This window comes from Martinezella paranaensis (genome assembly GCF_014200235.1).
Classification (GTDB): Bacteria; Pseudomonadota; Alphaproteobacteria; order Rhizobiales; family Rhizobiaceae; genus Rhizobium; species Rhizobium paranaense.
Genome location: NZ_JACHBI010000004.1, coordinates 423,671 through 447,006, shown reverse-complemented (window position 1 = coordinate 447,006; position 23,336 = coordinate 423,671). Strand labels below are relative to the sequence as shown.

Genomic DNA, 23,336 nt, shown 5'->3' with positions numbered 1-23,336 from the left:
GTTCGGAAATCCGAGCCGATTTTCGATGAAATTCACGCGCTATGCCCGACCAAAGAGCTTGATCACGTTTCGGCGAAATCCGATGAAAAAGCGGCCTTCACCACCGCTTGCCCTCGTCTTCGCCACAAAGAATGTTATCTTCCTGTGAAAGGCGTCTCGCCGGGCGCCATGATTGCGGGCCGATGCGACGCCCCAGCGTCTCCAACAGAGAGATAGCCATCAACGTCAGATCGGGGAGAAAACCGGACCGATGACCAGCCCCAGCAACCTCAAGAAGGGCGCGCTCGCCACCCGTCCGGCGCTGGCGCGGCTGGTTGCGGTCAAGCGTCTCTTTGCGCGGCTGGTCCTGACATCCGAACAAATCTTGCCCCTGCTGCTGGTGCCGCTTTCGATCCTGGCTCTTTTCCTGTCTGCAGCCTGGTTCGGTATTTTCCGCATCGCCCCGGATGTTCTGCGCCTCGGCCTGCTTGCCGTTTTCGCCATCGCCTTCGCCGTCTCCATTTTCCCCTTCCGCCGCCTGCGCTGGCCGACGGTCGCCGAAGCCGACCGGATGCTGGAGGAGCGTAACGGCCTCGCCCATCAGCCGGTCACCGTGCAGGAGGACGAGCCAGCCTTCGACACGCCCTTTGCCCGGGCGCTGTGGCGGGAGCATCAGGTGCGCATGGCGGCGCGGATCGCCGCTCTGGACGCCGGCCTGCCACGTCCTGACATCGCCCGCTACGACCGCTTCGCACTTCGCACCATTCCTGCGCTGCTGCTGGTGACGGCATTCAGCTTTTCCATGTCCAACGGCGGCGGCTCGCTGACCGATGCCTTCACCGCTCCGGCCGTGACGTCCGTCAATCCGGATCTGCGCGTCGATGCCTGGGTGACGCCGCCCTATTATACCGGTGGGGCGCCCGTCTACCTGACGGGCAGTGCCGCCAATACCGGTGACAGCGTCAACGTACCGCAATTCTCCGAACTGACCGTGCGCGTCACCGGCGCTACAACGGACGAGAAGGTACTGTTTCAGGCCGCCGGCAGCGACAATGACGCCGAGATTCCCGAGCAGGCCGCGGATGCGAGCAAGCAGCCGGCAAACGGCAATGCCGCCACGCCTCCGACCGTACAACCGGTGTCGAATAACGCCGCCGCCCCGGCCGGCACCGACGCCATGGTCGCCCGCACCCATGTGCTGAAGCTCGAAAAGGGCGGCAAGCTCACCGTCAACGGGAAATCCTGGTCTTTCAAAGTCGTCGCCGACAAGCCGCCAGAAATCGCCTTCGACGGCATTCCGCACGCAACCGCCAACGGCGCGCTCGAAATCGGCTTCAAAGTCAAGGATGACTACGGCGTCGAAGAGGCCCATGCCGAAATCGTGCCTGTCGAGACCGATCCCCAGGCGACGCCCCTCTATGGCCTGCCGGAATACAGGCTGGAGATTTCGCGCCGCGACCGCCGCAACGGCAAGGGGCTGGCAAACCACGACCTGACGCAGGACCCGCTTGCCGGCAAGCAGGTGCGTATCACCCTCGTCGCGCGTGACGGCGCTGGTCAGACCGGCCGCAGCGCGCCCTATGAAATGACCCTCCCCTCGCGCAATTTCAGCGAGCCACTCGCCGCCGCCGTTGCCGAGGAACGCCAGATTTTTGCGCTGGATACCCGCAAGATGCCCGAGGCGATTGAACTCAATCAATCGCTGACGATCCGCCCGAACGAGACGATCCCCGATCTCGGCAATTACCTGCTGCTCAAATCGGCGCTGACACGCATGAAGCTCGCTCACGGCGATATCGCGCTGAAGGATACCGCCGACTACCTGTGGCAGATCGCGCTCGGCATGGAAGACGCGCAACTGACCGATGCGGAGAAGGCCCTTCGCGACGCGCAGCAGAAGCTATCCGAGGCTCTGCAGCGCAATGCCTCCGACGCCGAGATCAAGAAGCTGACGGACGAACTGCGCAAGGCGATGAACGACTATATGAAGGAGCTCGCCGAGCGCATGAAGAACATGCCGGCGCAGCCGAACCAGAAGTCGGCCAACATTCTGCGCCAGCAGGATCTGCAGCGGATGATGGACCAGATTGAAAATCTCGCCCGCTCCGGCAATCGTGAAGCGGCGCAGCAGATGCTTTCCGAACTGCAGCAGATGATGAACAACCTGCAGGCAGGCAGGCCGCAGCGCGGCCAGAACCAGCAGCAGGGCGAAGCCAACGACAAGATGCGCCAGCAGATGGACAAGCTCGGCCGCATCCTGCGCGACCAGCAGAAGCTGATGGAGCAGACCTTCAAGCTCGACCAGGCCATGCGCGACCGCATGCAGCGCGGCGATCCCAACGAGGATGGCGACGATGCGCTGAACCAGCCTATGCCGGATCTGAATGATCCGACGCAGCAGGACCAAGGGCAGCAGGATCAGGGCCAACGGGATCGGCAGCAAGGCCAGAACCAGCAGGGCCAAAATCAGCAAGGCCAACAACAGGGCCAAAAGCAGCAGGACGGCAATCAGACGGACAACATGACCGCCGATCAACTGCGCGATGCCCTGAAGCAATTGCGCAAGCAGCAGGATGAACTCGGCAAGCAGCTCGGCGAACTGCAAAAGGACCTGGGCTCCATGGGCATGAAGCCGAACCAGAATTACGGCAAGGCCCAACAGGAAATGAAGGGCGCCTCCGGAGACCTCGCCCAGGGCAACGGCGAAGCCGCCGTACAGGGCCAGGGCCGCGCCCTCGACGCACTGCGCAAGGGTACACGCGACATGATGAATCAGCTTATGGCGCAGATGCAACAGCAGCAGGGTCAGGGCCAGGGGCAGCAGCAAGGTCAGGCCGGCCAGGGTAATCAGAACGGCCGCGATCCGCTTGGCCGTCTGCGCAATGGCGACCCCTTCGGCGACGACGCCAATGAGAATAAGGTGCCCGATCGCATCGATCCACAGCGCGCCCGCGAAATCCTGGATGCGATCCGCGAGCGGCTGAGCAACAATCCGTCATTGTCGGAAGAACGGCGTTATCTCGAACGCCTACTCAATTTGGGCCAATAAGGGGTCACCCCCGCTTCGCCGCTATCGGCGAAGCCTATTCCGATGATCTTGCCGCTTAGGCAGCAAGCGCGCGGGCAACCGCCTTGCGGATATCCGGCAAAGCGAAGGGCTTGGAAACGACATCGACGATCTTTTCCATGAGATCGTCGGCGCGTTCGCGCTGTTCCGCATAGCCGGTCATCAAGAGGATCTTCATGCCAGGGCAAGTCGAGGCAGCCTGATGCGCCAATTCGATGCCGTCCATCACCGGCATGCGGATATCGGAGAGCAGCAGGTCGTAAGCGCCCTGCTTCAGTTTTTCCAAACCTTCGGCGCCATCGGCCGCCTCTTCGGTCTCGTGGCCGTCCAAGCGCAGGGCTCGGGCGACAAAGGTGCGAAGAGAATCTTCGTCTTCCGTGATCAGAATTTTTGCCATGGTCTATGCTCCGTGGTCCGTCATGTTCCGCGACCGAAATCACCAGAATTCCGTTTGCGATAGGTAAACGACGGTGGTGCGATGCGGCTCCGTGGTTAATGAGTCGTCATCGCTGGAGCGTATTGGGACAGATTGCGAGAGCATCGGATTGTCCCAAAACCGGTAGCCATTTCTGGCTCCGAAATCTCAGGCGTCCCCGGTTACCACGCCAACAAAGGGCAGTTCGCGGAAAGCATAGGCGACGTCCATGCCGTAGCCGACGACGAAATAGTCGGGGCATTCGAAACCGACATAGTCGGCCTCCAGCTCTTCCTGGCGCTTGACGCTCTTGTCGAGTAGCACCGCGAGCGTGACGTGGCGGGCGCCGCGCTCGTAGAGCAATTCCTTGGCGAATCGCAGCGTGCGGCCGGATTCCAAGATGTCGTCGATCAGCAGCACATCGCGATCCCTGACATCGCTGTCGATGTCCTTGACGATGCGCACGCCCTGGGAGACCGTGCCCGCGCCGTAGCTCGAGAGCGTGATGAACTCGACTTCCGGCGCCAACCCCGTCTCATGCAGCGCACGCAGCAGATCGGCGGCAAAAATGAACGAGCCCTTGAGAATGGCGATGACGAGGAGATCCTTCGTCGGGCCGCTGGCGATTTCCTGCGCCATGGCGTGGTTGCGCTCGGCGATCTGTTCGGCGGTGAAAAGCGGCTCGATATTCTTCCCGCGTACGACAGGCATTGATTGGCATGCTCCATGGCTGTTGCGGCGCTTCTCCGCCGATCAAGCTCTAGGCCCTAGCACAATCCAGGGGGCCGACACACCCCCTAGGGCATAAAGGAAAGGCGAACATCCGGCATTTTTCCACCGGGATGCTGTAATCGCGTAGAAAATCCGCGGCTTTCGTGCGGTCCGATGCGATTGACCGGCGGGTTCACCACGACGCTTGTCAGCAACTGACCGCCGGAAAAGATATCGGCGCGGACGGACGGCACCGAGAACGTGGCGCCGGTCTCATTCTCGATGATGCCGTTGACGGTGACCACCCGCATGCCGTTCTCGTCATGCGGCGTCAGCGTCACATGCGAGAACTGCAGCGGCTCCGACGTCGCCTGTGCCGGCGTGCCTGATAGCCCTGAGAAACCACCGGCAAGTCCGAAGACCAGGATGGCCAGAGCAACGATGAGCGCCACGAAACTGCGGCGCGACGCCTGCTGCAGCCAACCCTCGGCAAGGCGCAGGCTCGTGAATGCATGACGGAGAGTGCCCTTAGCAGCCGGCCGCGACGATTGCCCGGGACGGGAAGCCCTGTCGCGGGTGTTGCTGGTCGACGCGGTCCTGATGCGGCTGGGGATGACCGTCACGAACTCGGCGTCGACGACATCTTCCTTCGGCCCGAAGCGGCGCGATAGTCCCGAACCCAGTGCGCGTTCGGGCGGCAGCAGGTCATAGATCAATCCCGCCTGTTGCTGGCGGTGGCGAAAAGTGCCCATGGCGACCTCCCTTTCCGGTGATCCACATGGTTTCCACGCCCATCTGAATTCTGGGCATTGAAACGAATCCTGCCCAGTCGTAAATTTTAATGGTTAATGCTTCGCAAAGATCGCCATGAATCGGGCGCCTTTCCAGCAAAATTTACCGGCTGTTAACGGCCTTGGTTAACAAGTCGCCTGATTGAACACTGCGGAAGAGTGGACTGCCCGTTGATTCATTTTGAGAACGTCGGTTTGCGCTATGGTATGGGCCCGGAAATCCTCCGCGACCTGACCTTCGACATTCCGAAAAAATCGTTCCAGTTCCTGACGGGACCTTCTGGCGCCGGCAAGACGACGTTGCTTCGGCTTCTCTTCATGTCGCTGCAGCCGACCCGCGGACTGATCCGCATGTTCGATCGTGAGATTTCCTCGATCCCGCGCAACGAACTGCCGCTCCTGCGCCGCCGCGTCGGCATCGTCTTCCAGGATTTCCGGCTGCTGGAACATCTGACGACCTACGAAAACGTCGCCCTCCCCCTGCGCGTGCGCGGCAAGGAGGAAAGCTCCTATCGTACCGACGTATTGGAGCTGTTGAAATGGGTCGGCCTCGGCGAACGCATCAATGTATTGCCGCCGGTGCTGTCAGGCGGCGAGAAGCAGCGCGCCGCCATTGCCCGCGCCCTGATCGATCGCCCGGAAATCCTGCTTGCCGACGAGCCGACCGGCAATGTCGATCCGCCCATGGCGCGGCGGCTGCTCAACCTGTTCCTCGAACTCAACCGCCTCGGCACGGCGGTCGTCATCGCCACGCACGACCTCACCCTCATGGATCAGATCGAGGCCCGGCGCATGATTCTATCGGGAGGGCATCTCGATATCTATGACTGAGCCCACCCCACGCAGAAGAGCCTCGAATGCCGAGGCTGCCAACAACAAGGAAAGACCCGTCGCATCTCCGCCGGAGAGGAGACGGCCGGAAATGCGCGTCCGCCCAACCGGACCGATCGTGCCGTCCTCCAACATCCAGGGCAATGCGCTGATCGTCGTCATCGCCATCATGGCGTTCCTTGCCTGTCTGACGCTCGGCGCCGTCAGCATGGTGCGTTCGACGGCGGCAAGCTGGGAAAGCCAGATTTCCCGTGAGATCACCATCCAGATCAAGCCGGACGACAATCTCGACATGGACAAAGCGCTCGCCAGCGCCCGCGATATCGCACTCGGTTTCGTCGGCACCAAAAGTGGCCAGATCGTCGACGAGGCGGCGACGGCGCGACTGCTCGAACCCTGGCTCGGCGCTGGGCTCGACCTCAAAGAGCTGCCCGTCCCCCGCCTGGTGATCATCACCATCGACGAAACGCATCCCCCCGATTTCGAGGCGATGCGCAACCTTCTCAAGGACCAAATTCCGCAGGCGACGCTGGATGATCACCGCACCTGGGTCGATCGGCTCGTCTCGATGGCGCATACCACCGTTCTCATCGGCACCGGCGTGCTGCTCCTGGTTTTCACCGCCATGGTGCTGACCGTGGTTTTTGCCACGCGCGGCGCGCTCTCGAGCAATCGCCACATCGTCGAGGTGCTGCACTTCGTCGGCGCCGAGAGCACCTTCGTCGCCACCGAATTCCAGAAGCATTTCCTGAAGATCAGCCTGAAGGGTTCGGCAGCCGGCAGCGCGCTTGCCGCCTTTTTCTTCGCCAGCGCCGGCTTTCTGCAAAGCCGCACGATCGCCACGCCGCAAACCGATCAGGCAACCGCTCTGTTCGGCACATTTTCGGTTGGCGCGCTTGGCTATCTCGGCATTCTCGCCACGATGATCATCATCGCCCTGCTCACCACGATCACGGCGCGCTTTACCGTCATGCGCACCATTTACGAGATCGATTTGATCCGCTCCGACCCGGGGAGGACCGAAACTGTGCAGAATTGACGCTACGGCGACGATTTTTTACGATCTAATAGCCTGCTACTTGCCGCAATTAGCGCATAATGACGAATCATGAGCATGGACCTGACGACTCGCAAGGCAGTGAGCTCGCAGACGTTGCGGGAGCAATCCCGCAGCGACAGGCCTGTGCGGCGCAGCCTCTTCCGCCGGTTCTTGCGCTGGGGCGGCTTCGGCTTCATCATCCTTGTCGCTATTGTCTTCGGCGGCTTCCTGCATTTCGCCGATTCGATCACCACGCTAAAGCCACCACTGGAACCGAAGGCGGATGCCATTGTCGTGCTGACCGGCGGTTATCAGCGCATAGGGCAGGCGGTGGAATTGCTGCGCACCGGCGCCGGCAATCGGCTATTGATCTCCGGCGTCCATCCGACCACCACGCCGTCGCAAATCCGCAGGCTGACCCAAAGCCCCGTCAGCCTCTTCAATTGCTGCGTCGATGTCGGCTATGACGCCCTCGACACCATCGGCAATGCCCGCGAGGCCGCGAAATGGATTCACGCCCGCGGCTACAAGAGCATATTGGTGGTGACCAACAATTATCACATGCCGCGCAGCCTGGCCGAGCTGAAATATGTCGATCCGGCCACGGATTTCATTCCCTATCCGGTGGTCAATTCCGATCTCAAGACCACGAACTGGTTCACAGATCCCAATGCGCTGCGCACCATGCTCTCCGAATACGTTAAGGTACTTCTCGCCGGCGCCCGCAATCTCACGGGGCTCGGACGCCCGCTCGGCCTGCGCTCGCGGGAGACGGACGACGATCCGAGCTAAGATCGTCGGCGAAACGCGACCGACTTTTTATTGACAGCGTAATCGTGTAGGCAAGGCTTCAGATGCTGGCGAAAGCCGGCGTGTTGGGAAAGCCTTGATGATCACTCTGCGTTCGATCCTGTTCAATACGACCTTCTATGCCAACCTGATCATTCGCATGATCGTGCTTTCACCGATCTATTTCCTGATGCCGCGCAAGGCCGGCTATGCGATCCCCAAGGCCTGGGCAAAATCCAGCGTCTGGCTGATGGAGAAGATCGTCGGCACCACCTTCGAAATCGAGGGCCTGGAGAATATTCCCGCCGGCAGCTACATCTTCGCCCCAAAGCATCAATCCTTCTGGGATACTTTCGCGTTGCTGCCCTATCTCGACGATCCCGTCTACATTCTGAAGCGGGAGCTGATGTGGATTCCGCTGTTCGGCTGGTATGCGAAGAAACAGCGCATGATCCCGGTTGACCGCAGCGCACGCGGCAAGGTGATGTTCGACGTGCTGAAGCGCACGCGGGAAGAACTGTCCACCGGCCGTCAGTTGATCATCTATCCCGAAGGCACCCGCCGCCCGCCGGGCGCCGAGCCGGTCTACAAATACGGCATCGCCCGCATGTATCGCGATCTCGATATCCCCGTCGTCGCCGTAGCCATGCATCCCGGCCTGTTCTGGCCGCGCCGCACCTTCCGCAAATATCCCGGCCATTTCAAGGTACGCATCCTGCCGCCGATTCCGCCGGGCCTGGACCCGGACGCTTTCTTCGCGCGACTGCTTGAGGAGACGGAAAAGGCAAGCGACGAATTGCTGGTCGAAACCATCGCCAACAACCCGCATCTGCCGGTCCCGCCCACAGCGGCAAAACGCCTGGCGGAGATCGCCAAGGCGAAAGTGGCGGCCGCGGTTTAAGCCGGATGCCTTCCGCGCAGTGGGCGATCAGGACGCTTCCCGCATCCGTTCGATCTCGCCCGCCACCTGTTCCAGCCATTGGTCGCGAATGCCCATCTCGCGCAGATGTGTCAGCGTATTGAAGACATAGGCATCGTTCGGCCCGGACTGTCCGACGGCGGAATCGACGATATGGGCGGCTTCTATGGCATCGAGCGTGCCGGCATATTGCTGATGGTCCCGGTCGACAATATAGGCGACGGCGGTTACCCTCCGGCCATCCGCAAGGCGAATGGGCAACGTCTTTTCCAGATAGACGTTGGTGACCAGCTCGCGCTCGCGCAGATAGTTCAGGACCTCGTCCCACTCGGCGGTGGCTATGCTGAATGCCATGCCGCGGCAGGAGCCGCCGCGATCGAGGCCAAGCACCAGGCCGGGGCTGGCCTCCGTACCGCGATGAACCCAGGAATGGACGCAAAGGGAGCGGCGGTAGCCGAAAATCAAGGCCTCTGCTTTTTCAACATAGCTAAAGCCCGGATTCCACATGAGTGATCCGTAGCCAAATACCCAAAATTCGTCCATATCCAACGCCAAATCACTGTGAACACATAGGTTCAACCATTGGAGAACAACATGGCAGCGTCAAGCCAGGGCGTAGCATCCGGCAGAGGCAAACGCATGTGGCTCATCGGGCTGGGGCTGATCGTGATCCTGGCCGGGCTTTATACCGGCGGCTGGTTCTATGCGACCACGATGGTGAAAACGACCGTGCTGAAGGCGCTCGGCGAGCAGAACGCCGCCGGCATCTCGGGCGAATGCAGCGACATGGCCTTCAGCGGCTTTCCCTTCTCCATCGGCCTGTCCTGCACCAAGGTGACTGTCGACGATCATGTAAAGGGCGTTTCCGCCTCCTTCGACAATCTGAATGCCTCGGCGCCGGTCTATCAGCCGAACCATGTCGGCTGGAGCCTGAAATCGCCAGCGGAAATCCGCACCGCGCAGGGTTTGACGGTGTCGGCCGAATGGACTGATCTGCAATCGAACCTCGTCGCCAAGGGCCGCGGTGTCGCGCAGAGCGAGACCGTCATCGATGGGCTGAAGGCCGGCATCGTCTCCTCCTTCACCGGCCAGAGCGCCGACGTGACCGCCGCTCACACCGAAATGCACGCACGCCAGAACGGCGACGACCTGGAACTGGCGATCGGCATCGAAAACGCCACGGCAGTCATCAAGGACTTTCCGCAGACGCTACCGACGGCATCGACGAGCGCCGATATCACCCTGACCGGCAAGGCCGGCCTGCTCGACGGCAGTGACGGACACGGCCTTTATGGCGCCGCCGGCGTTCTCCGTCAGGTGGTGATCGATATCGGCGACGGCCGCGTCATGACGCTTTCCGGCCCCTTCAATTTCGACGATCAGGGCTTTCTCTCCGGCCGGTTCAAACTGGAGATCAATCAGATCGGGCCATGGGGCGACAGCCTGAAGGCGACGATTCCGGCGGCCAAGAACATGATCGACACAGCCACCAAGCTCCTGAAATCGCTCGCAGCCGGCAGTGACAAAGTCTCCGTCGATCTTACGGCCGATCGCGGACGCCTGTCCCTGAGCGGCTTTATCCCGCTCGGGAAGATTCCGCCGATTTAAGCAGGAAATCGACTACTTCTTCACATCCAGCGCGTGGCGGCCGAAATCCGGGGCATCGACGTCCTGGCCGGCCTCCACGATCGAGCGGCGGATGGCGCGGGTGCGGGTGAAGAGATCGAAGATCTTATCACCCTCGCCCCAGCGGATTGCCCGCTGCAGATAAGCGAGATCTTCCGAGAAACGCGCCAGCATTTCCAGAATGGCATCGCGATTGTGCAGGCAGACATCGCGCCACATGGTCGGATCGGAAGCGGCGAGGCGAGTGAAGTCGCGGAAGCCGGAGGCGGAATATTTGATCACTTCCGATTCCGTCACCGTCTCCAGATCGTCAGCCGTGCCGACAATGTTATAGGCGATGAGATGCGGCAGATGCGAAACGATCGCCAGCACCTTGTCGTGATGGGCGGCATCCATTTCATCGACGCGCGAGCCGAGCGATTCCCAGAAACGGCGAAGCCTTTTGATGGCAGCCTCGTCCGTGCCGGGGACCGGCGTGAAGATGCACCAGCGGCCTTCAAACAGCCCGGCAAATCCGGCGTCAGGCCCGGACTTCTCCGTGCCCGCAATGGGATGGCCGGGAATGAAATGCACATTGCCCGGCATATGCGGTTGCATCTGCGCGATCACGGACGCCTTGGTCGAACCGACGTCGGTGACGATGGCGCCGGGCTTCAGATGCGCCGAGATTTCCGCGGCAACACTTCCCGATGCGCCGACCGGCACGGAGACGATGACGAGATCGGCATCCCTAACGGCTTCGGCTGACGACGGCGTATAGCGGTCGCCGAGCTTGAGTTCCTCGGCGCGCTTCAGCGTCTCGGCGCTGCGGGTTGAAACCACGACTTCCTTGGCGAGGCCGAGCCGCTTGATATCATGGGCGATCGACGAGCCGATCAGGCCGATGCCGATCAGCGCGATACGGTCGAACTGCACGCTGCTCATGCCTTGTGTCCCATGAATTCGGTCAGAGCGGCGATGACGCCCAGATTGGCTTCTTCCGTGCCGATGCTCATGCGCAGCGCATTCGGGAAGCCATAGGCGCGTACCGCGCGCAGGATATAGCCGCGGCTAGTCAGGAACTCGTCGGCATCGGCGGCACGCTTGCCTTCGATATCGGGGAAGTGGACCAGTACGAAGTTGGCAACCGACGGCGTCACTTCGAGTCCGATCGATTCGAAGGCCTTCGTCACCTTCTCAATCCATAGCGTGTTGTGCGCTACCGCCTTCTGGGTGAAAGCCTGGTCGCGGATGGCAGCGGCACCTGCGGCGATGGCTGCCGCGTTCATGTTGAACGGGCCGCGCACACGGTTCAGCGCATCCACCACATCTACCGGTCCATACATCCAGCCGACGCGCAGCGCCGCAAGCCCGTAGATCTTCGAAAAGGTGCGGGTCATGACGACATTGGGATTCGAGGAAACGAGCTCGAGGCCGGCCTCGTAATCGTTGCGGCGGACATATTCAGCATAGGCGGCATCGAGCACGAGGATGACATGCTTCGGCAAACCCGCCTGCAGGCGGCGGATTTCGTTGACCGGAACATAGGTGCCAGTCGGATTGGCCGGATTGGCGATGAAGACGATCTTGGTCCGCTCGGTAACGGCGGCGAGGATCGCGTCAACATCGACGGTGCGATCCTTCTCCTTAACCGTGACCGGCGTCGCGCCGGCAGCCAGGATCTGGATCTTGTAGATCAGGAAGCCGTGCTCGGTGATGATGCCCTCATCGCCAGCGCCGAGATAGACATGGCAGAGCAGACCGAGCAGCTCATCGGAACCATTGCCGCAGAGGATATTGGCGGTGTTCAGGCCGTGAATATCGGCGATCGCCTGACGCAGCTCAGTAGCCTGCCCGTCCGGATAGCGTTCCAGGTGTTCACCAGCAGCGCGGAAGGCTTCGATAGCCTTGGGGCTTGCACCGAACGGCGTCTCGTTCGAGGAAAGCTTGAACACCCGCGCCACGCCGGGCGCATGCTCCTTGCCCGGCACATAGGCGGCGATATCGAGAATGCCGGGGCGCGGGACGGGCTTGTTCATTTCCATGCTCATGGGATCGACCTTGGGAAGGGCCGGAAAATTCCGGCTTTAGACACCCCGTGGCATTAATGCGGATTGACGAATTTGTCGAGTGTTTGCCGATCGGCTAGAGCATCCCGCCTTCAGGTGGAATCACCTGCAAGCGGATAAGATGCTCTAGATTCAAAAGATCAGAGCGCCAGATAACGCACCGTCGCGCGTCGTCGGGATGCCGCGCGGCGCCAGCACCGGCACGAAGACGCGGCGTGAGGCGCGGACGGCGACCGGCAGGCCCTGATAGAGCCGCTTCTGCGCCTCGACGATGATGACGCCGGAGAAAGCCGGCCAGAGAGTGCGCCCGATCCGCTCGAAAGCGCGTCTGAGACGCAGGACGGTGCGCAGTTTCGAAGGAGGAAAGAACAGCGCCTCGGCGGTTGCTCCCGGCGTGAAGTTGGTCTCGCGCAGCAGCGAGGTGAGCTGCCCGCGCGAATAGGGTCGGCCGGAGCCGAAGGGCGTATGCTCCATGCGCGCCCACACGCCCGTGCGGTTCGGCACGACGATGACCAGCCGACCGCCCGGCGCCAGCACCCGCCAAAGCTCCTTCAGAGTCTCGCGCGGGCTCTCGGCGAATTCCAGCGAATGCACCATCAGCACCCGATCGATGGAACTGTCCGGCAGCGGCAATTCCTCATCGAAGATCAGCGCTGTCGAGGAAACCGAATCCACCGGCCAGTTCACAGCACCTTGCCCCGCCGGCATGAAGGCGAATGTGCGCTCGGTGTCGGCGCGGAAGCGATCGAGATAGGGAACGGCATAGCCGAGACCGACAAGACGCTCGTCCGGCAGCCGAGACCAGATCGAGGAAAGCGCCATGGCGATAGACTGCTCGGCCAAGCGCCCAAGCTCGGAATGATAGAATTGGCGGAGATCGACGATATCGGCGTGCATCGCCACAAATGTTATCAGCCGCCCGTTGGACTTCAAGGCCGAACCGCCTACATTCCGATGCAAGCGCATCGATGAGGACTATTTCGACCATGAAACCCTTGGAATTAGAGGTATTTATCTGCCGATCCGACAATTTCGGCGTGCTCGTCCATGATCCAGAAAGCGGTTACACGGCGTCGATCGACGCGCCCGAAGCCGGGCCTATTCTGGCGGCTGCCAAGCGTCGTGGCTGGACGATCACCCACATCCTCACCACTCATCATCACACCGATCACGTCGAGGGTAATCTGGCGCTGAAGGAGCAATTCGGCTGCGAGATCATCGGCCCCATCAACGAAGCCGTCGCCATTCCCGGCCTCGACCGCGCCGTCAGCGACGGTGACACCTTCGAATTCGGCGATCACACCGTCAATGTCATCGAGACACCCGGCCATACCGCCGGCCATGTCTGTTACCATTTCGAGGATGACAAGCTGCTTTTTGCCGCCGACACGCTCTTTGCGCTCGGCTGCGGCCGGCTGTTCGAACGGCCGGCGGCGGATATGTGGGCATCCCTGCAGAAGCTCGCCGTATTGCCGGACGAAACGGCAATCTATTTCGGCCATGAATATACGCTGTCCAACGCCCGCTTCGCCGTGACCATCGATCCCGACAATGAGAGGCTGAAGGCACGCGCTGCCGATATCGAGGCCCTGAGAGCCGAAGGCAAATTCACCGTTCCGACGACGCTTGCGCTGGAGAAGGAGACCAATCCCTTCCTGCGCGCCGCCGATCCGTCGATCCGCAGGCATCTGCTGATGGAAAGCCGCAGCAACGAGGAAGTCTTTGCCGAAATCCGCAAACGCAAGGACAATTTCTGATGCGGCCGGAAGAGATCATCGAGGCACTTTCCATGCAGCCGCATCCGGAAGGCGGCTGGTATGTGCAGACATTCCGCGACGAGCACGGCGGCAGCCGTGGTCATTCGACCGCGATCTACTATCTCCTGCAGGCGGGCCAACGCTCGCATTGGCATCGGGTGCGCGATGCCGCGGAGGTCTGGCATTACTATGCCGGTGCGCCGCTGGCGCTGCATCGCTCCGCCGACGGCAAGGCGAGCGAGACAATCGTCCTCGGCATCGACCTCGTAAAAGGCGAGCGTCCGCAGGCAATCATTCCCGCCGACTGGTGGCAGTCCGCCGAAAGCCTCGGCGATTTCACCCTCGTCGGCTGCACGGTCGCACCGGGCTTCGAATTTTCCAGCTTCGAAATGGCGGCTCCAGACTGGAAGCCTTTGTCGGCCTGAACTTTTCCATTCATTGATATCGAGCACGACTCAAGGTGGCTGCTTTGCGCGCGGCCGCCTTGAAAAAGCGTCACACTGCGTCAGCTTTACACGGGGAGAGAGAAAATTGACTGATGTGGAGGAGGTTTTTTCGTGCGTTTGTTGTTTCCCATATGTGTCTTGGCGGGCTGCATCATGAGCCTTCCCGCCGCTGCTCTTGACGCTCCCGCCGCGCCGCCGGCGGAACGCCCGCTGAAGGAATTCGTCACCTCGGTCGAAAAGGACGGATCGATTACCTTCCGCCTTTATGCCCCTTCGGCAAAAGCCGTGACCGTCGTTCTCGGATCGCACGATCCGATCGCGCTGCAACGTGGCGACGACGGCATATGGGCTGCCAAAACCGAGCCGCTGAAGCCCAACCTCTATGAATACTACTTCAACATCGACGGCTTTCGCAGCATCGATCCCGGCACGAATTCGCCGAAGCCGCAGCGGCAAGTGAATACCAGCCTCATTCTGGTACCCGGCAGCATCCTTGATACCCGCAACGTCCCGCACGGCGACCTCAGGCTGGTGACGCTGCATTCGAAAGCGCTCAATTCGGAGCGCCAGATGTATGTCTACACGCCACCCGGCTACAGCAACCCGTCGAAGCCCCTCCCCGTGCTCTATCTCTATCACGGCTTCGGCGACACGGTGGCATCCTGGGTTGCGCAGGGTCGAGCACCGCAGATCCTCGATAATCTGCTGGCGGAAAAGAAGATCGAGCCGATGATCGTCGTCATTCCGGACACGGAAACCGATGTGCCGGATGCGATTGCGGAGAATTTCCCCGCCGCGGAACGCCGTAAGAACTTCTATCCCGCAAATGCCGAAGCGGCGGATCGAGAACTCATCGAAGATCTCATCCCCTATATGAAAAGCCATTATCAGGTGCGCAGCGATGCTGACGGGCGCGCGGTCGCCGGCCTGTCGCAGGGCGGATACCAGGCGCTCGTTTCCGGCCTGTCGCATCTCGACACCTTCGGCTGGGTCGCGACCTTCAGCGGCGTCAGCACGACCACCGTGCCGAACAAAGGGGTCGACGCCGTCTTGAACGATCCGGACAAGATCAACAAGGCTCTACGCAACTTCACGGTGACGGTCGGAAGCAAGGATCTGGTCGTCGGCAAGGATGTTGCCGGCCTGAAGGCGACGCTCGAAGAGAAGAAAATCAAGCACGATTATGACGAATATCCGGACCTCCAGCATGAGATGGATGTCTGGCGGCCATCGCTGATCGCTTTCCTGGAGAAGGTCTTCAAAGAATAGGCTGCAGGGACCCGAGCGGAGCTATTGCGCCGCTTCCGCCTGCGCCGCTCCATCGCCGTTGCGGCGCAGGATCATCCTGTGCGCTGCCAGCACTGCCCCGCCGGTGACCAGAAGGCAGGCGAGCGCGATGCCCCAGCTTGGCTCGGCAAAGCCGAACAATGTCAGGATCAGCGTCGAGAGCAGCGGCGCGGCATAGCTGGCCGCGCCGAGAATCTGGATATCGCCGTTCTTGACGCCATAATCCCAGGCATAGAAGGCGGCCCCCACCGGAAAGAGGCCCAGCCCAAGCACCGCAACCCATTGCGACGCCGCGTCCGGCCAGATCGTATCCTCCAGGCCAAGGTGGCAAACGAAGGAAAGGGCCGATGTCGCCAGGCAGAAGATGGTGACGACATCGGTCGAGACCGCTTCGAACCGGCGCGTGATCAGCGAATAGCCGGACCAGGTGAAGGCGCAAAGGAATGCCGCGCCATAGCCGATGGCATAAGCGCCCTCGAAGTGAAACCCATTGCGGCCAACGATCAGCACCGTGCCGGCGAGACCCATCACCGCGCCGACGATATGGTACCAGCGCAGCCGCTCGCCCGGCAGCAGCGCCGAGCCGACGACGATCAGCAACGGCCAGAGATAGGCGATCAACCCAGCCTCGACGGCCGGCGCATGGCGCAGCGCGGTGAAATAGAGGAAATGATAGCCGAATAGCCCGGCAACGCCGGTGATCCACACTTTGGCAGGCTGGCGTAGCAGCCGCAGGCGCTCCGGCCTCAGCACGAGAACAAGGATGCCGGGGATACTGCCGATGGCGAAACAGACGGCGAGCAATTGAAACGGCGGCATCTTGCCCGATGCCACCGTCAACAGCGCCAGGAACGACCACATCACGATGGCCGCAAATCCCGTCAATGTTGCCCGAAACTTCAACTCCGCCCCCCAGTCTATCGCCGCGGGCGTCAGTCAAAACCCGCTTAGCTGCCGTATTTCACTGCGGTGATCGTCACCGTGCCGTATTGCGTCGGGATACGGACGTAGACAGGCGCATATACATTCATGGCATCGGCCTTGGCAAACCAGATCTCCATGCCGTCGCTCTTGGCGAGATAAAGGTAATCCTTGCGCGTTCCCTTGTAGCCGCTCTTCGGCGTGAAGCGAACGCCGCAGGCAATCGTCTTGCCCTTGAAACCATCCGTCGAAAACGGGTGCGATCCCTTCGGCGACAGTTTCAGATCCATGCGCATCTCACCGTCGAAGACAGGCAAGGTCTGATTGCAGAGATTGAGATTGGCGGTAATCGGAAAGATCATCCCGGAAATCGGATCGAGCACCGAGTGGAGATCTCCGTCGCTGAGCGGAATCCAGCTTTGCGGCCGCTTCGGCTCTGGCGTGATCGTGTTCGACGTCACATTGCCGTTAGTATAGGCGACATCATAGGTACGTTCCTTTTTGCCGCTTTTGTAGAAGAGCTTGTAGTGGGTCGCCTGCAGCCTGTTATCCCCGACAGTACCGCTCACATCGGTTTTCGCGTCGATCGACGTGACGAGATCGGCAAGACCGGCCGAGGTGATATCCCCCCGGATGGTGAACTGCTTATCCTTGACCTCGGTCTTGAAATCCGCCCTCGCGATCGGAATGCCGGCAAGCGCCACGCGATACTGCGTTTCATGCCGCAATTCCTCGGCCGATGCCATGAATGGCAGCGACGTCACCAGGGCGGAAATGAAAAGCCACCTTCGAAATTGAACCATGATCAAAGCCTTCAACAAAGAGCAGGCAGCATATATAGGCGCTTTATGCACCTGCTGCGACAATCAGAAAACAGCAGCTTTTTGACGGAATTGCGGGAAAGCTCAAGGTTTGGCTTGACGTAGCCGGCCGCGCTGACTATAGAACCGCAACTTTCCAATTATGGCCTGTTGGATTGCGCGCCGGGTTTTGCCCGGGATGACTATCCGATGGCCAAGAAAAACAAAAGTAGGTGTTCCATGTCCCGCATGTGCGAATTGACCGGCAAGGCCGTCCTCGTGGGCAACAATGTTAGCCACGCCAACAACAAGACCAAGCGTCGGTTCCTGCCGAACCTCTGCCAGGTCACTCTGATTTCTGACGTTCTTGGCCAGCGTTATCGTCTGCGCGTTTCCGCTGCAGCACTCCGCTCGGTCGAGCATCGCGGCGGCCTAGACGCTTTCCTTATCAAGGCAAGCGAAAACGAGCTCAGCATGCGCGCCCGCCTGCTGCGTCGCCAGATCGTCAAGAAGACCGCTGAAGCTGCTGAAGCTGCTGTAGCCGCTTAAGCCAAACTTCTCGATATAATACGGGCTAAAAGGCTTGCACGGATAACCTCCGGACAGGCCTTTTTCCATGTCCGGTTTCCCTCCAACTGGTGGCATCACCCAGGATAAAAAAATGCTGAAATCACGCTATACGCTTGCCTATGTTCTGCTGATGACGCTGGTCGTCGTTGCCTCCAACATCCTCGTGCAGTATCCGCTGCAGGCGACGATCGCCGGCATCAATCTCGCGGATATCCTGACCTGGGGCGCCTTCACCTATCCCGTCGCCTTCCTGATCACCGACCTGACCAACCGCCAGTTCGGCCCGAAGGCCGCGCGCAAGGTGGTGTTTGCCGGTTTCGTCGTCGGCGTTACCTTGTCCTTCTTCACCGCACAGCCGCGTATCGCGATTGCCTCGGGCTCGGCCTATCTCGCCGGCCAGCTTCTCGATATCTCGGTGTTCAACCACCTGCGCCGCATGGCCTGGTGGCGTGCGCCGCTGTTCGGTTCGCTGATCGGCTCGATGCTGGACACGGTGATGTTCTTCTCCTTTGCCTTCGCCCCCTTCTTCGTCTTCTTCGGCCCGAACGATCCCTTCGCGATCGACTGGGCGCCGATCCTCGGTGCCTTCTCGACATCGGCACCACGTTGGATTTCCTGGGCGATCGGCGATTTCTCGGTCAAGGTGACCGTCGGCCTCGTCATGCTGCTGCCCTATGGCGCGCTGATGAACGTGCTGAAACCGATGTCGCAGCAGCAGGCACGAGCCTGACCGCAAGCACCAGCACGACTACGTTCGCCCGAACTCGCGGCGATCAAGGCTTCGTCGCAACCGAGGAACCGACCGGCGGCTCCTCATTCACTGCATCGGCGAACTTGCGCATAAGCCGCACCAGTTCGTCGACCTCGTCCGGATTCCAGCTCTCGAAGATGGCGCGCCCGATCCTTTCGCGCGCCGCGTCGACCAGATCGGTCATCGCCTTGCCTTTTTCGGTGATGACGGCCTCACGGACGCGACGGTCGGCAGCACTCCCCTTTCGCTCGACCAGCCCGAGGCTTTCCAACTTTGCGACCTGGCGGCTGACGGTGGTGTAGTCCCGCCCCACGCGATCGGCCATTTCCACCACGCCGATCGGCCCGAACCGCTCGATGCCGACAAGCAACGGAAACAACGCCCGGTCCAGCGGAATTCCCGCCTCCTTGATCAGCACCTCATCGCGCTGCGGTCGATTTATCACCGCGACGATATCGAGAACAGCCCCATGCAGTTGGCGCAATTGATCGGAGATATGTGTATTTTGCACATTTTTTGTTGACGACATTCCTGACTCCTCATATATGTGCATTATACACGCATTATCGAGATCCAAAAGGATAAATGTCATGAAAGCTGCCATCGTCAGGGAAGCCGGGCACGCGCCCGTTTACGGAGATTTCGCCGAGCCGGTGCCATCGGCGGATGAGGTTCGCGTCACCGTTACCGCCGCCGCCATCAGCCATGTCGTCAAGGGCCGGGCCTCGGGCAAACACTACAGCTCGTCCGGCCAGTTCCCCTTTGTCGTCGGCATCGACGGCGTGGGCCGGCTTGACGACGGGCGTCGGGTCTATTTCGTCGTGCCGAAGGCGCCGTTCGGCAGCATGGCAGAATACGCCGTGGTGTCCCCGGCCCATTGTATAGCCCTGCCCGACGATATCGACGACATCACCGCTGCCGCCATTGCCAATCCCGGCATGTCCTCCTGGGCCGCCTATACCGAACGCGCCAAACTCAAGGCCGGTGAGACCGTATTGATCAACGGCGCCACCGGCACCGCCGGCCGCCTCGCCGTGCAGATCGCCAAGCATCTCGGCGCACGCAAGGTGATCGCCACCGGCCGCAACATCGACGCCCTACGCTCGCTTGCGGCGATTGGCGCCGATGTGACGATCCCCCTGGTGGAAAACGACGCCGCTCTGGGGGAGAGCTTCAAGCAACAATTCGCCGAGGGCGTAGACGTCGTCATCGACTACCTCTGGGGAAGAAGCGCCGAACGCCTGCTGATCGCCGCCGCCAAATTCGGCCGGGATGCCGTGCCTCTGCGATTCGTGCAGATCGGTTCCAGCAGCGGGGCGGATATAACACTGCCGAGCGCAGTGCTGCGTTCTTCCGCAATCGAGCTGATGGGCAGCGGCATCGGCAGCATATCGGTCGACGGGCTCGTCCATGCCGTCGGCAAGCTGTTGCGGGCGACCACTCCGGCCGGCTTGACGGTCGCAGTAAAGCCCGTTCCCCTCTCCGACGTCGAGCGGGCATGGCCGGAGGATGACAGCGCGCGGCGCACCGTCTTCACGATGAATGCCGTGACATCCTGAGGAACCACGTCAAAGGCGCGGGCCGCTATTTCATGCTGACTGCCGTATCGTCCCGCAGCCGGAATTCCAGCATCAGGCTTCGCTGCAAAATCGAATGGTTGTCGTCGGAGACCATGATCAGGTGGATCGTACCGTCGGCAGCCCGGAAAGCGTCCAGCCCTTCCATATTGTCGATCTGCAGATTGGACCCTGCTTCGAAGATGACATTGCCGTCGACGACCGCGCCGGGCTTGATGTCGCCGCCGGCAATACGGCGGATGCGTACGCCGATCCCGTGCGCCAGATCGAAGCGCCGCTCCAGCAGCAGCAGATCGCCGTCGGGCAGAAAAACACCGTCGCTGGCGTCGAAATCGTCGCTATGGCGCACCGTAAAACGGCCCTTCAGCGGCCCATCCAGGATTGCCGCCAGCATGTTGCCTTCATCGTCCAGACTGCGCTCCGCGACGATCACCGCTGCCCCCGCCAACGGGCTTGATTGCGGCGCGGTCATCAGGGTTTCCAGGCTGCGGTTGCCGTGCAATTGCTTCTTCGGGATCAGGATCGGAATGCTGCCATCCGGCGGCGATGTCTCGAAGCCGGGATCGGGATAGGAATCGACGCGATGATTCTGCTCATAGCTGACGAGAACATGGTTGCCCCGTAGCACCAGCCCCTCCGCATCCATCGCGCCCTTACCGGCATCCGTCTCACCGAAACGGTCGACCATGGGCATGATACGGGCATCGACGATGCCTTTCAGTTTGCCGTCCTCGTCACGCTCGATGGTTCCCGTCAGCCAATGGCCGGTATCCAGGACCGAAACGAAATGACGCTGATCCGGACGGAAGCGGATGGCGGAGAGGGCGCCGAGAAGCGCATTGCCGGAGCTGAGTTCGAGGCCGCCGAGAAATTCAAGCGCACCGAACCGTGTCTGCTCGGAACCGGGCTTGAACGCCGAAATCGCCGTCGCGTGGATGTCCGCAGATCCGCCTTCCGAAGTATCCACAGAGCCACAGCCGGCGAGCAGCATCACAAGCATGGTCGCGCGGCAAAGGCGTTTCATGGGCTCTCACGGGGCCTTGCAACTGGGCGGAAATCGCACCGGCCGGAAGGCCGATGCAGGTTTGACTATGGGCTATTCAGCTTGCGCGACGCATACGCGGCAGGCTTGCCTGATCCTCGAACAGCGATGCAAGCTGTTCCGTCATGGCGCCGGCCAACTCGTCGGCATCGACGATCGTGACGGCGCGGCGATAATAGCGCGTGACGTCGTGGCCAATGCCGATTGCCAGCAGCTCCACCGGCGAACGCGTCTCGATCTGCTCGATCACGGCGCGCAGGTGCCGCTCCAGATAGTTGCCCGGATTGACAGACAGCGTCGAATCGTCGACCGGCGCGCCGTCCGAGATCATCATCAGGATGCGGCGCTGCTCGCGGCGGCCGAGCAGGCGGTTATGCGCCCAAATCAGCGCCTCGCCGTCGATATTTTCCTTGAGCAGGCCTTCGCGCATCATCAGGCCGAGATTGGTACGCGCCCGCCGATAGGGCTCGTCTGCCGATTTGTAGATGATGTGGCGAAGATCGTTGAGCCGGCCCGGCGTTTGCGGCTTGCCGCCGGCAAGCCATTTCTCGCGCGCCTGTCCGCCCTTCCAGGCCTTGGTAGTGAAGCCGAGGATTTCGACCTTAACGCCGCAGCGTTCCAGCGTGCGCGCCAGAATATCGGCGCAGGTGGCTGCGACGGTGATCGGCCGGCCGCGCATCGATCCGGAATTATCGATCAGCAGCGTCACGACCGTATCGCGGAATTGCGTGTCGCGCTCCATCTTGAAGGAGAGTGCCTGCATCGGATCGATGATCAGGCGCGTCAGACGTGCCGGGTCGAGATAACCCTCTTCGAGGTCGAAATCCCAGGCGCGGTTCTGCTGCGCCATCAACCGGCGCTGTAGGCGGTTGGCGAGCCGCCCTACGGCACCCTGCAGATGCGCGAGCTGCTTATCGAGGAAGGCACGCAGGCGCTCGAGCTCGACGGTGTCGCAGAGCTCCTGCGCCGTCGTCGTCTCATCGAATTCCTCGGTGAAGACGTGGTAGTCGACCTTTTCGTTGAAATCGGCGAAGGGCGTGTTCGGACGGCGGGTTTCGCCCGGCGTCTCCGAATCCTCTTCGCCCTCTTCGCTCATGTCGTCGTCGGAGATTTCGGCGCCATCCATCTCGCCGTCGTCCATCTGCTCATCGGAAGCTTCGCTGTCCTCAGCAGGCGCGGAGTCGGAACCGTCGTCGTTCTCGACGTCCTGATCATCCTGATCCTCGCCGCTCGGCTTGTCCTCCTCGGCAGACTCCTCATCGGAATCCGGCTCCATGTCCTCGTCGCCGTATTCCTCGGCCATTTCCATGGCCGTCAGCATGCTGCGCACGACGCGGGCAAAAGCCTGCTGGTCATTGATGGCAGAAAGCAGATGGTCGAGTTCGCCGCCGGTCTTGTCCTCGATGAAGGAACGCCAGAGGTCGAGCACTTTGCCGGCGCTTGCCGGCGGCTGCTGGCCGGTCAGCTTCTCGCGCACGATCATCGCCATGGCCTCGCCGATCGGCGCATCTTCTTGCCGCTCGATGCCGGAGAAATTCGCCTTGGCGTATTTTTCTGAATTCATCGAATTGAGGTTGGTGGCCATACCGCTCATGCGCAGCGCGCCGATCGATTCCACGCGAGCCTGTTCGACGGCATCGAAGATGGAGCGCGCATCGGCGCCCTGCGGCGCCATGGTGGCATGCACGCGCGCATCGTGGCAGGCAAGCCGCAAGGCCATGGAATCGCCAAGGCCGCGCGTCACCGCCAGCTCATGCGCCGTCAGCCGCTTCGAAAGCTCCGGCAGGCGAATGCGCTCGCCCGTCATCCCCGGGCGCTCGTTGGCGAAAGCCACCTCGACCTCGGCATCGCCGGCGATCGAGCGTACGCAGCCGGTAATCGCCCGACGCAACGGCTCCATGTCCACCGGGGCACCCGGCTTCGCTTTGGAATTGTCTCCGCGACCTGCCATGACTTGCTGGCTCTTCTTC

24 protein-coding genes are annotated in these 23,336 nt (G+C 61.3%); 12 read left to right on the top strand and 12 right to left on the bottom strand.

Features of this window, described 5'->3' with window-relative positions; genetic code table 11:
• Positions 1–250 precede the first annotated feature (250 nt).
• Positions 251–3,028 (top strand): TIGR02302 family protein, encoded by a 2,778-nt coding sequence (locus tag GGD50_RS13435; protein WP_107109507.1) that lies wholly within the window; start codon positions 251–253, stop codon positions 3,026–3,028.
• 55 nt (positions 3,029–3,083) lie between these two features.
• Here the strand turns inward: GGD50_RS13435 and GGD50_RS13430 are convergent, their stop codons facing one another.
• From GGD50_RS13430 to GGD50_RS13420, 3 genes are all read right to left on the bottom strand, one after another.
• Positions 3,084–3,443, bottom strand: coding sequence for a response regulator (locus GGD50_RS13430; protein ID WP_028754822.1), 360 nt, complete (start codon positions 3,441–3,443; stop codon positions 3,084–3,086).
• A gap of 186 nt (positions 3,444–3,629) precedes the next feature.
• Positions 3,630–4,172 carry a hypoxanthine phosphoribosyltransferase gene (gene hpt, locus GGD50_RS13425; protein ID WP_107109508.1) on the bottom strand — a complete coding sequence of 181 codons (543 nt, stop codon included), beginning with the start codon at positions 4,170–4,172 and terminating at the stop codon, positions 3,630–3,632.
• Positions 4,173–4,258: 86 nt separating this feature from the next.
• On the bottom strand, positions 4,259–4,924 hold the full coding sequence (locus GGD50_RS13420; protein WP_107109509.1) for an FxLYD domain-containing protein: 666 nt from the start codon (positions 4,922–4,924) through the stop codon (positions 4,259–4,261).
• 210 nt (positions 4,925–5,134) lie between these two features.
• Here GGD50_RS13420 and ftsE point away from each other — a divergent pair, with 210 nt between their 5' ends.
• The 4 genes from ftsE to GGD50_RS13400 all read left to right on the top strand — a co-directional run bounded on the left by ftsE (position 5,135) and on the right by GGD50_RS13400 (position 8,523).
• On the top strand, positions 5,135–5,794 hold the full coding sequence (ftsE, locus tag GGD50_RS13415; protein WP_028754819.1) for a cell division ATP-binding protein FtsE: 660 nt from the start codon (positions 5,135–5,137) through the stop codon (positions 5,792–5,794).
• Positions 5,787–6,833 carry a cell division protein FtsX gene (locus GGD50_RS13410; protein ID WP_414124472.1) on the top strand — a complete coding sequence of 349 codons (1,047 nt, stop codon included), beginning with the start codon at positions 5,787–5,789 and terminating at the stop codon, positions 6,831–6,833. The genes ftsE and GGD50_RS13410 overlap by 8 nt, the downstream gene beginning before the upstream one ends.
• A gap of 69 nt (positions 6,834–6,902) precedes the next feature.
• Positions 6,903–7,625 (top strand): YdcF family protein, encoded by a 723-nt coding sequence (locus GGD50_RS13405; protein WP_107109511.1) that lies wholly within the window; start codon positions 6,903–6,905, stop codon positions 7,623–7,625.
• Positions 7,626–7,722: 97 nt separating this feature from the next.
• A complete protein-coding gene (locus GGD50_RS13400; protein WP_107109512.1) occupies positions 7,723–8,523 on the top strand; it encodes a lysophospholipid acyltransferase family protein in 801 nt (266 codons plus the stop codon).
• 27 nt (positions 8,524–8,550) lie between these two features.
• Here the strand turns inward: GGD50_RS13400 and GGD50_RS13395 are convergent, their stop codons facing one another.
• Complete coding sequence (locus GGD50_RS13395) at positions 8,551–9,084, bottom strand: gamma-glutamylcyclotransferase (RefSeq protein ID WP_107109513.1); 534 nt, start codon at positions 9,082–9,084, stop codon at positions 8,551–8,553.
• Between the two features lie 51 nt (positions 9,085–9,135).
• On the opposite strand from GGD50_RS13395, the gene GGD50_RS13390 reads away from it, so the two are divergent.
• Positions 9,136–10,149, top strand: coding sequence for a DUF2125 domain-containing protein (locus tag GGD50_RS13390; protein WP_107109514.1), 1,014 nt, complete (start codon positions 9,136–9,138; stop codon positions 10,147–10,149).
• A 12-nt stretch (positions 10,150–10,161) separates the two neighbouring features.
• Here the strand turns inward: GGD50_RS13390 and GGD50_RS13385 are convergent, their stop codons facing one another.
• The 3 genes from GGD50_RS13385 to GGD50_RS13375 form a co-directional block, all read right to left on the bottom strand.
• Positions 10,162–11,091: a prephenate/arogenate dehydrogenase family protein gene (locus GGD50_RS13385; RefSeq protein WP_107109515.1), complete on the bottom strand. Its 930-nt coding sequence runs from the start codon at positions 11,089–11,091 to the stop codon at positions 10,162–10,164.
• On the bottom strand, positions 11,088–12,197 hold the full coding sequence (gene hisC, locus GGD50_RS13380) for a histidinol-phosphate transaminase (RefSeq protein ID WP_107109516.1): 1,110 nt from the start codon (positions 12,195–12,197) through the stop codon (positions 11,088–11,090). Before hisC ends, GGD50_RS13385 begins: the two co-directional genes overlap by 4 nt.
• Positions 12,198–12,347: 150 nt before the next feature.
• Positions 12,348–13,148 (bottom strand): class I SAM-dependent methyltransferase, encoded by an 801-nt coding sequence (locus GGD50_RS13375; RefSeq protein WP_107109923.1) that lies wholly within the window; start codon positions 13,146–13,148, stop codon positions 12,348–12,350.
• A gap of 53 nt (positions 13,149–13,201) precedes the next feature.
• Here GGD50_RS13375 and gloB point away from each other — a divergent pair, with 53 nt between their 5' ends.
• The 3 genes from gloB to GGD50_RS13360 all read left to right on the top strand — a co-directional run bounded on the left by gloB (position 13,202) and on the right by GGD50_RS13360 (position 15,687).
• Positions 13,202–13,972, top strand: a complete 771-nt coding sequence (gloB, locus tag GGD50_RS13370; protein ID WP_107109517.1) for a hydroxyacylglutathione hydrolase — start codon at positions 13,202–13,204, stop codon at positions 13,970–13,972.
• Complete coding sequence (locus GGD50_RS13365) at positions 13,972–14,397, top strand: cupin domain-containing protein (protein WP_107109518.1); 426 nt, start codon at positions 13,972–13,974, stop codon at positions 14,395–14,397. Before gloB ends, GGD50_RS13365 begins: the two co-directional genes overlap by 1 nt.
• A gap of 174 nt (positions 14,398–14,571) precedes the next feature.
• Complete coding sequence (locus GGD50_RS13360) at positions 14,572–15,687, top strand: esterase (RefSeq protein WP_181316105.1); 1,116 nt, start codon at positions 14,572–14,574, stop codon at positions 15,685–15,687.
• A gap of 21 nt (positions 15,688–15,708) precedes the next feature.
• Here the strand turns inward: GGD50_RS13360 and yddG are convergent, their stop codons facing one another.
• Positions 15,709–16,608 carry an aromatic amino acid exporter YddG gene (gene yddG / locus GGD50_RS13355; RefSeq protein ID WP_107109520.1) on the bottom strand — a complete coding sequence of 300 codons (900 nt, stop codon included), beginning with the start codon at positions 16,606–16,608 and terminating at the stop codon, positions 15,709–15,711.
• A gap of 44 nt (positions 16,609–16,652) precedes the next feature.
• Complete coding sequence (locus tag GGD50_RS13350; RefSeq protein WP_107109521.1) at positions 16,653–17,429, bottom strand: DUF3108 domain-containing protein; 777 nt, start codon at positions 17,427–17,429, stop codon at positions 16,653–16,655.
• Between the two features lie 237 nt (positions 17,430–17,666).
• Here GGD50_RS13350 and rpmB point away from each other — a divergent pair, with 237 nt between their 5' ends.
• Together rpmB and GGD50_RS13340 are read left to right on the top strand one after the other, a co-directional pair.
• Positions 17,667–17,975 (top strand): 50S ribosomal protein L28, encoded by a 309-nt coding sequence (gene rpmB, locus GGD50_RS13345; protein ID WP_107109522.1) that lies wholly within the window; start codon positions 17,667–17,669, stop codon positions 17,973–17,975.
• Positions 17,976–18,087: 112 nt separating this feature from the next.
• Positions 18,088–18,726, top strand: a complete 639-nt coding sequence (locus GGD50_RS13340; protein WP_107109523.1) for a queuosine precursor transporter — start codon at positions 18,088–18,090, stop codon at positions 18,724–18,726.
• A 43-nt stretch (positions 18,727–18,769) separates the two neighbouring features.
• Here GGD50_RS13340 and GGD50_RS13335 read toward each other — a convergent pair whose 3' ends face one another.
• Positions 18,770–19,276, bottom strand: a complete 507-nt coding sequence (locus GGD50_RS13335) for a MarR family winged helix-turn-helix transcriptional regulator (RefSeq protein ID WP_107109524.1) — start codon at positions 19,274–19,276, stop codon at positions 18,770–18,772.
• 61 nt (positions 19,277–19,337) lie between these two features.
• Here GGD50_RS13335 and GGD50_RS13330 point away from each other — a divergent pair, with 61 nt between their 5' ends.
• Positions 19,338–20,306, top strand: a complete 969-nt coding sequence (locus GGD50_RS13330; RefSeq protein WP_107109525.1) for a quinone oxidoreductase family protein — start codon at positions 19,338–19,340, stop codon at positions 20,304–20,306.
• 25 nt (positions 20,307–20,331) lie between these two features.
• Here the strand turns inward: GGD50_RS13330 and GGD50_RS13325 are convergent, their stop codons facing one another.
• Together GGD50_RS13325 and cobT are read right to left on the bottom strand one after the other, a co-directional pair.
• On the bottom strand, positions 20,332–21,348 hold the full coding sequence (locus tag GGD50_RS13325) for an esterase-like activity of phytase family protein (RefSeq protein WP_107109526.1): 1,017 nt from the start codon (positions 21,346–21,348) through the stop codon (positions 20,332–20,334).
• Positions 21,349–21,424: 76 nt separating this feature from the next.
• Complete coding sequence (gene cobT / locus GGD50_RS13320) at positions 21,425–23,317, bottom strand: cobaltochelatase subunit CobT (protein WP_107109527.1); 1,893 nt, start codon at positions 23,315–23,317, stop codon at positions 21,425–21,427.
• Between the last annotated feature and the right edge of the window lie 19 nt (positions 23,318–23,336).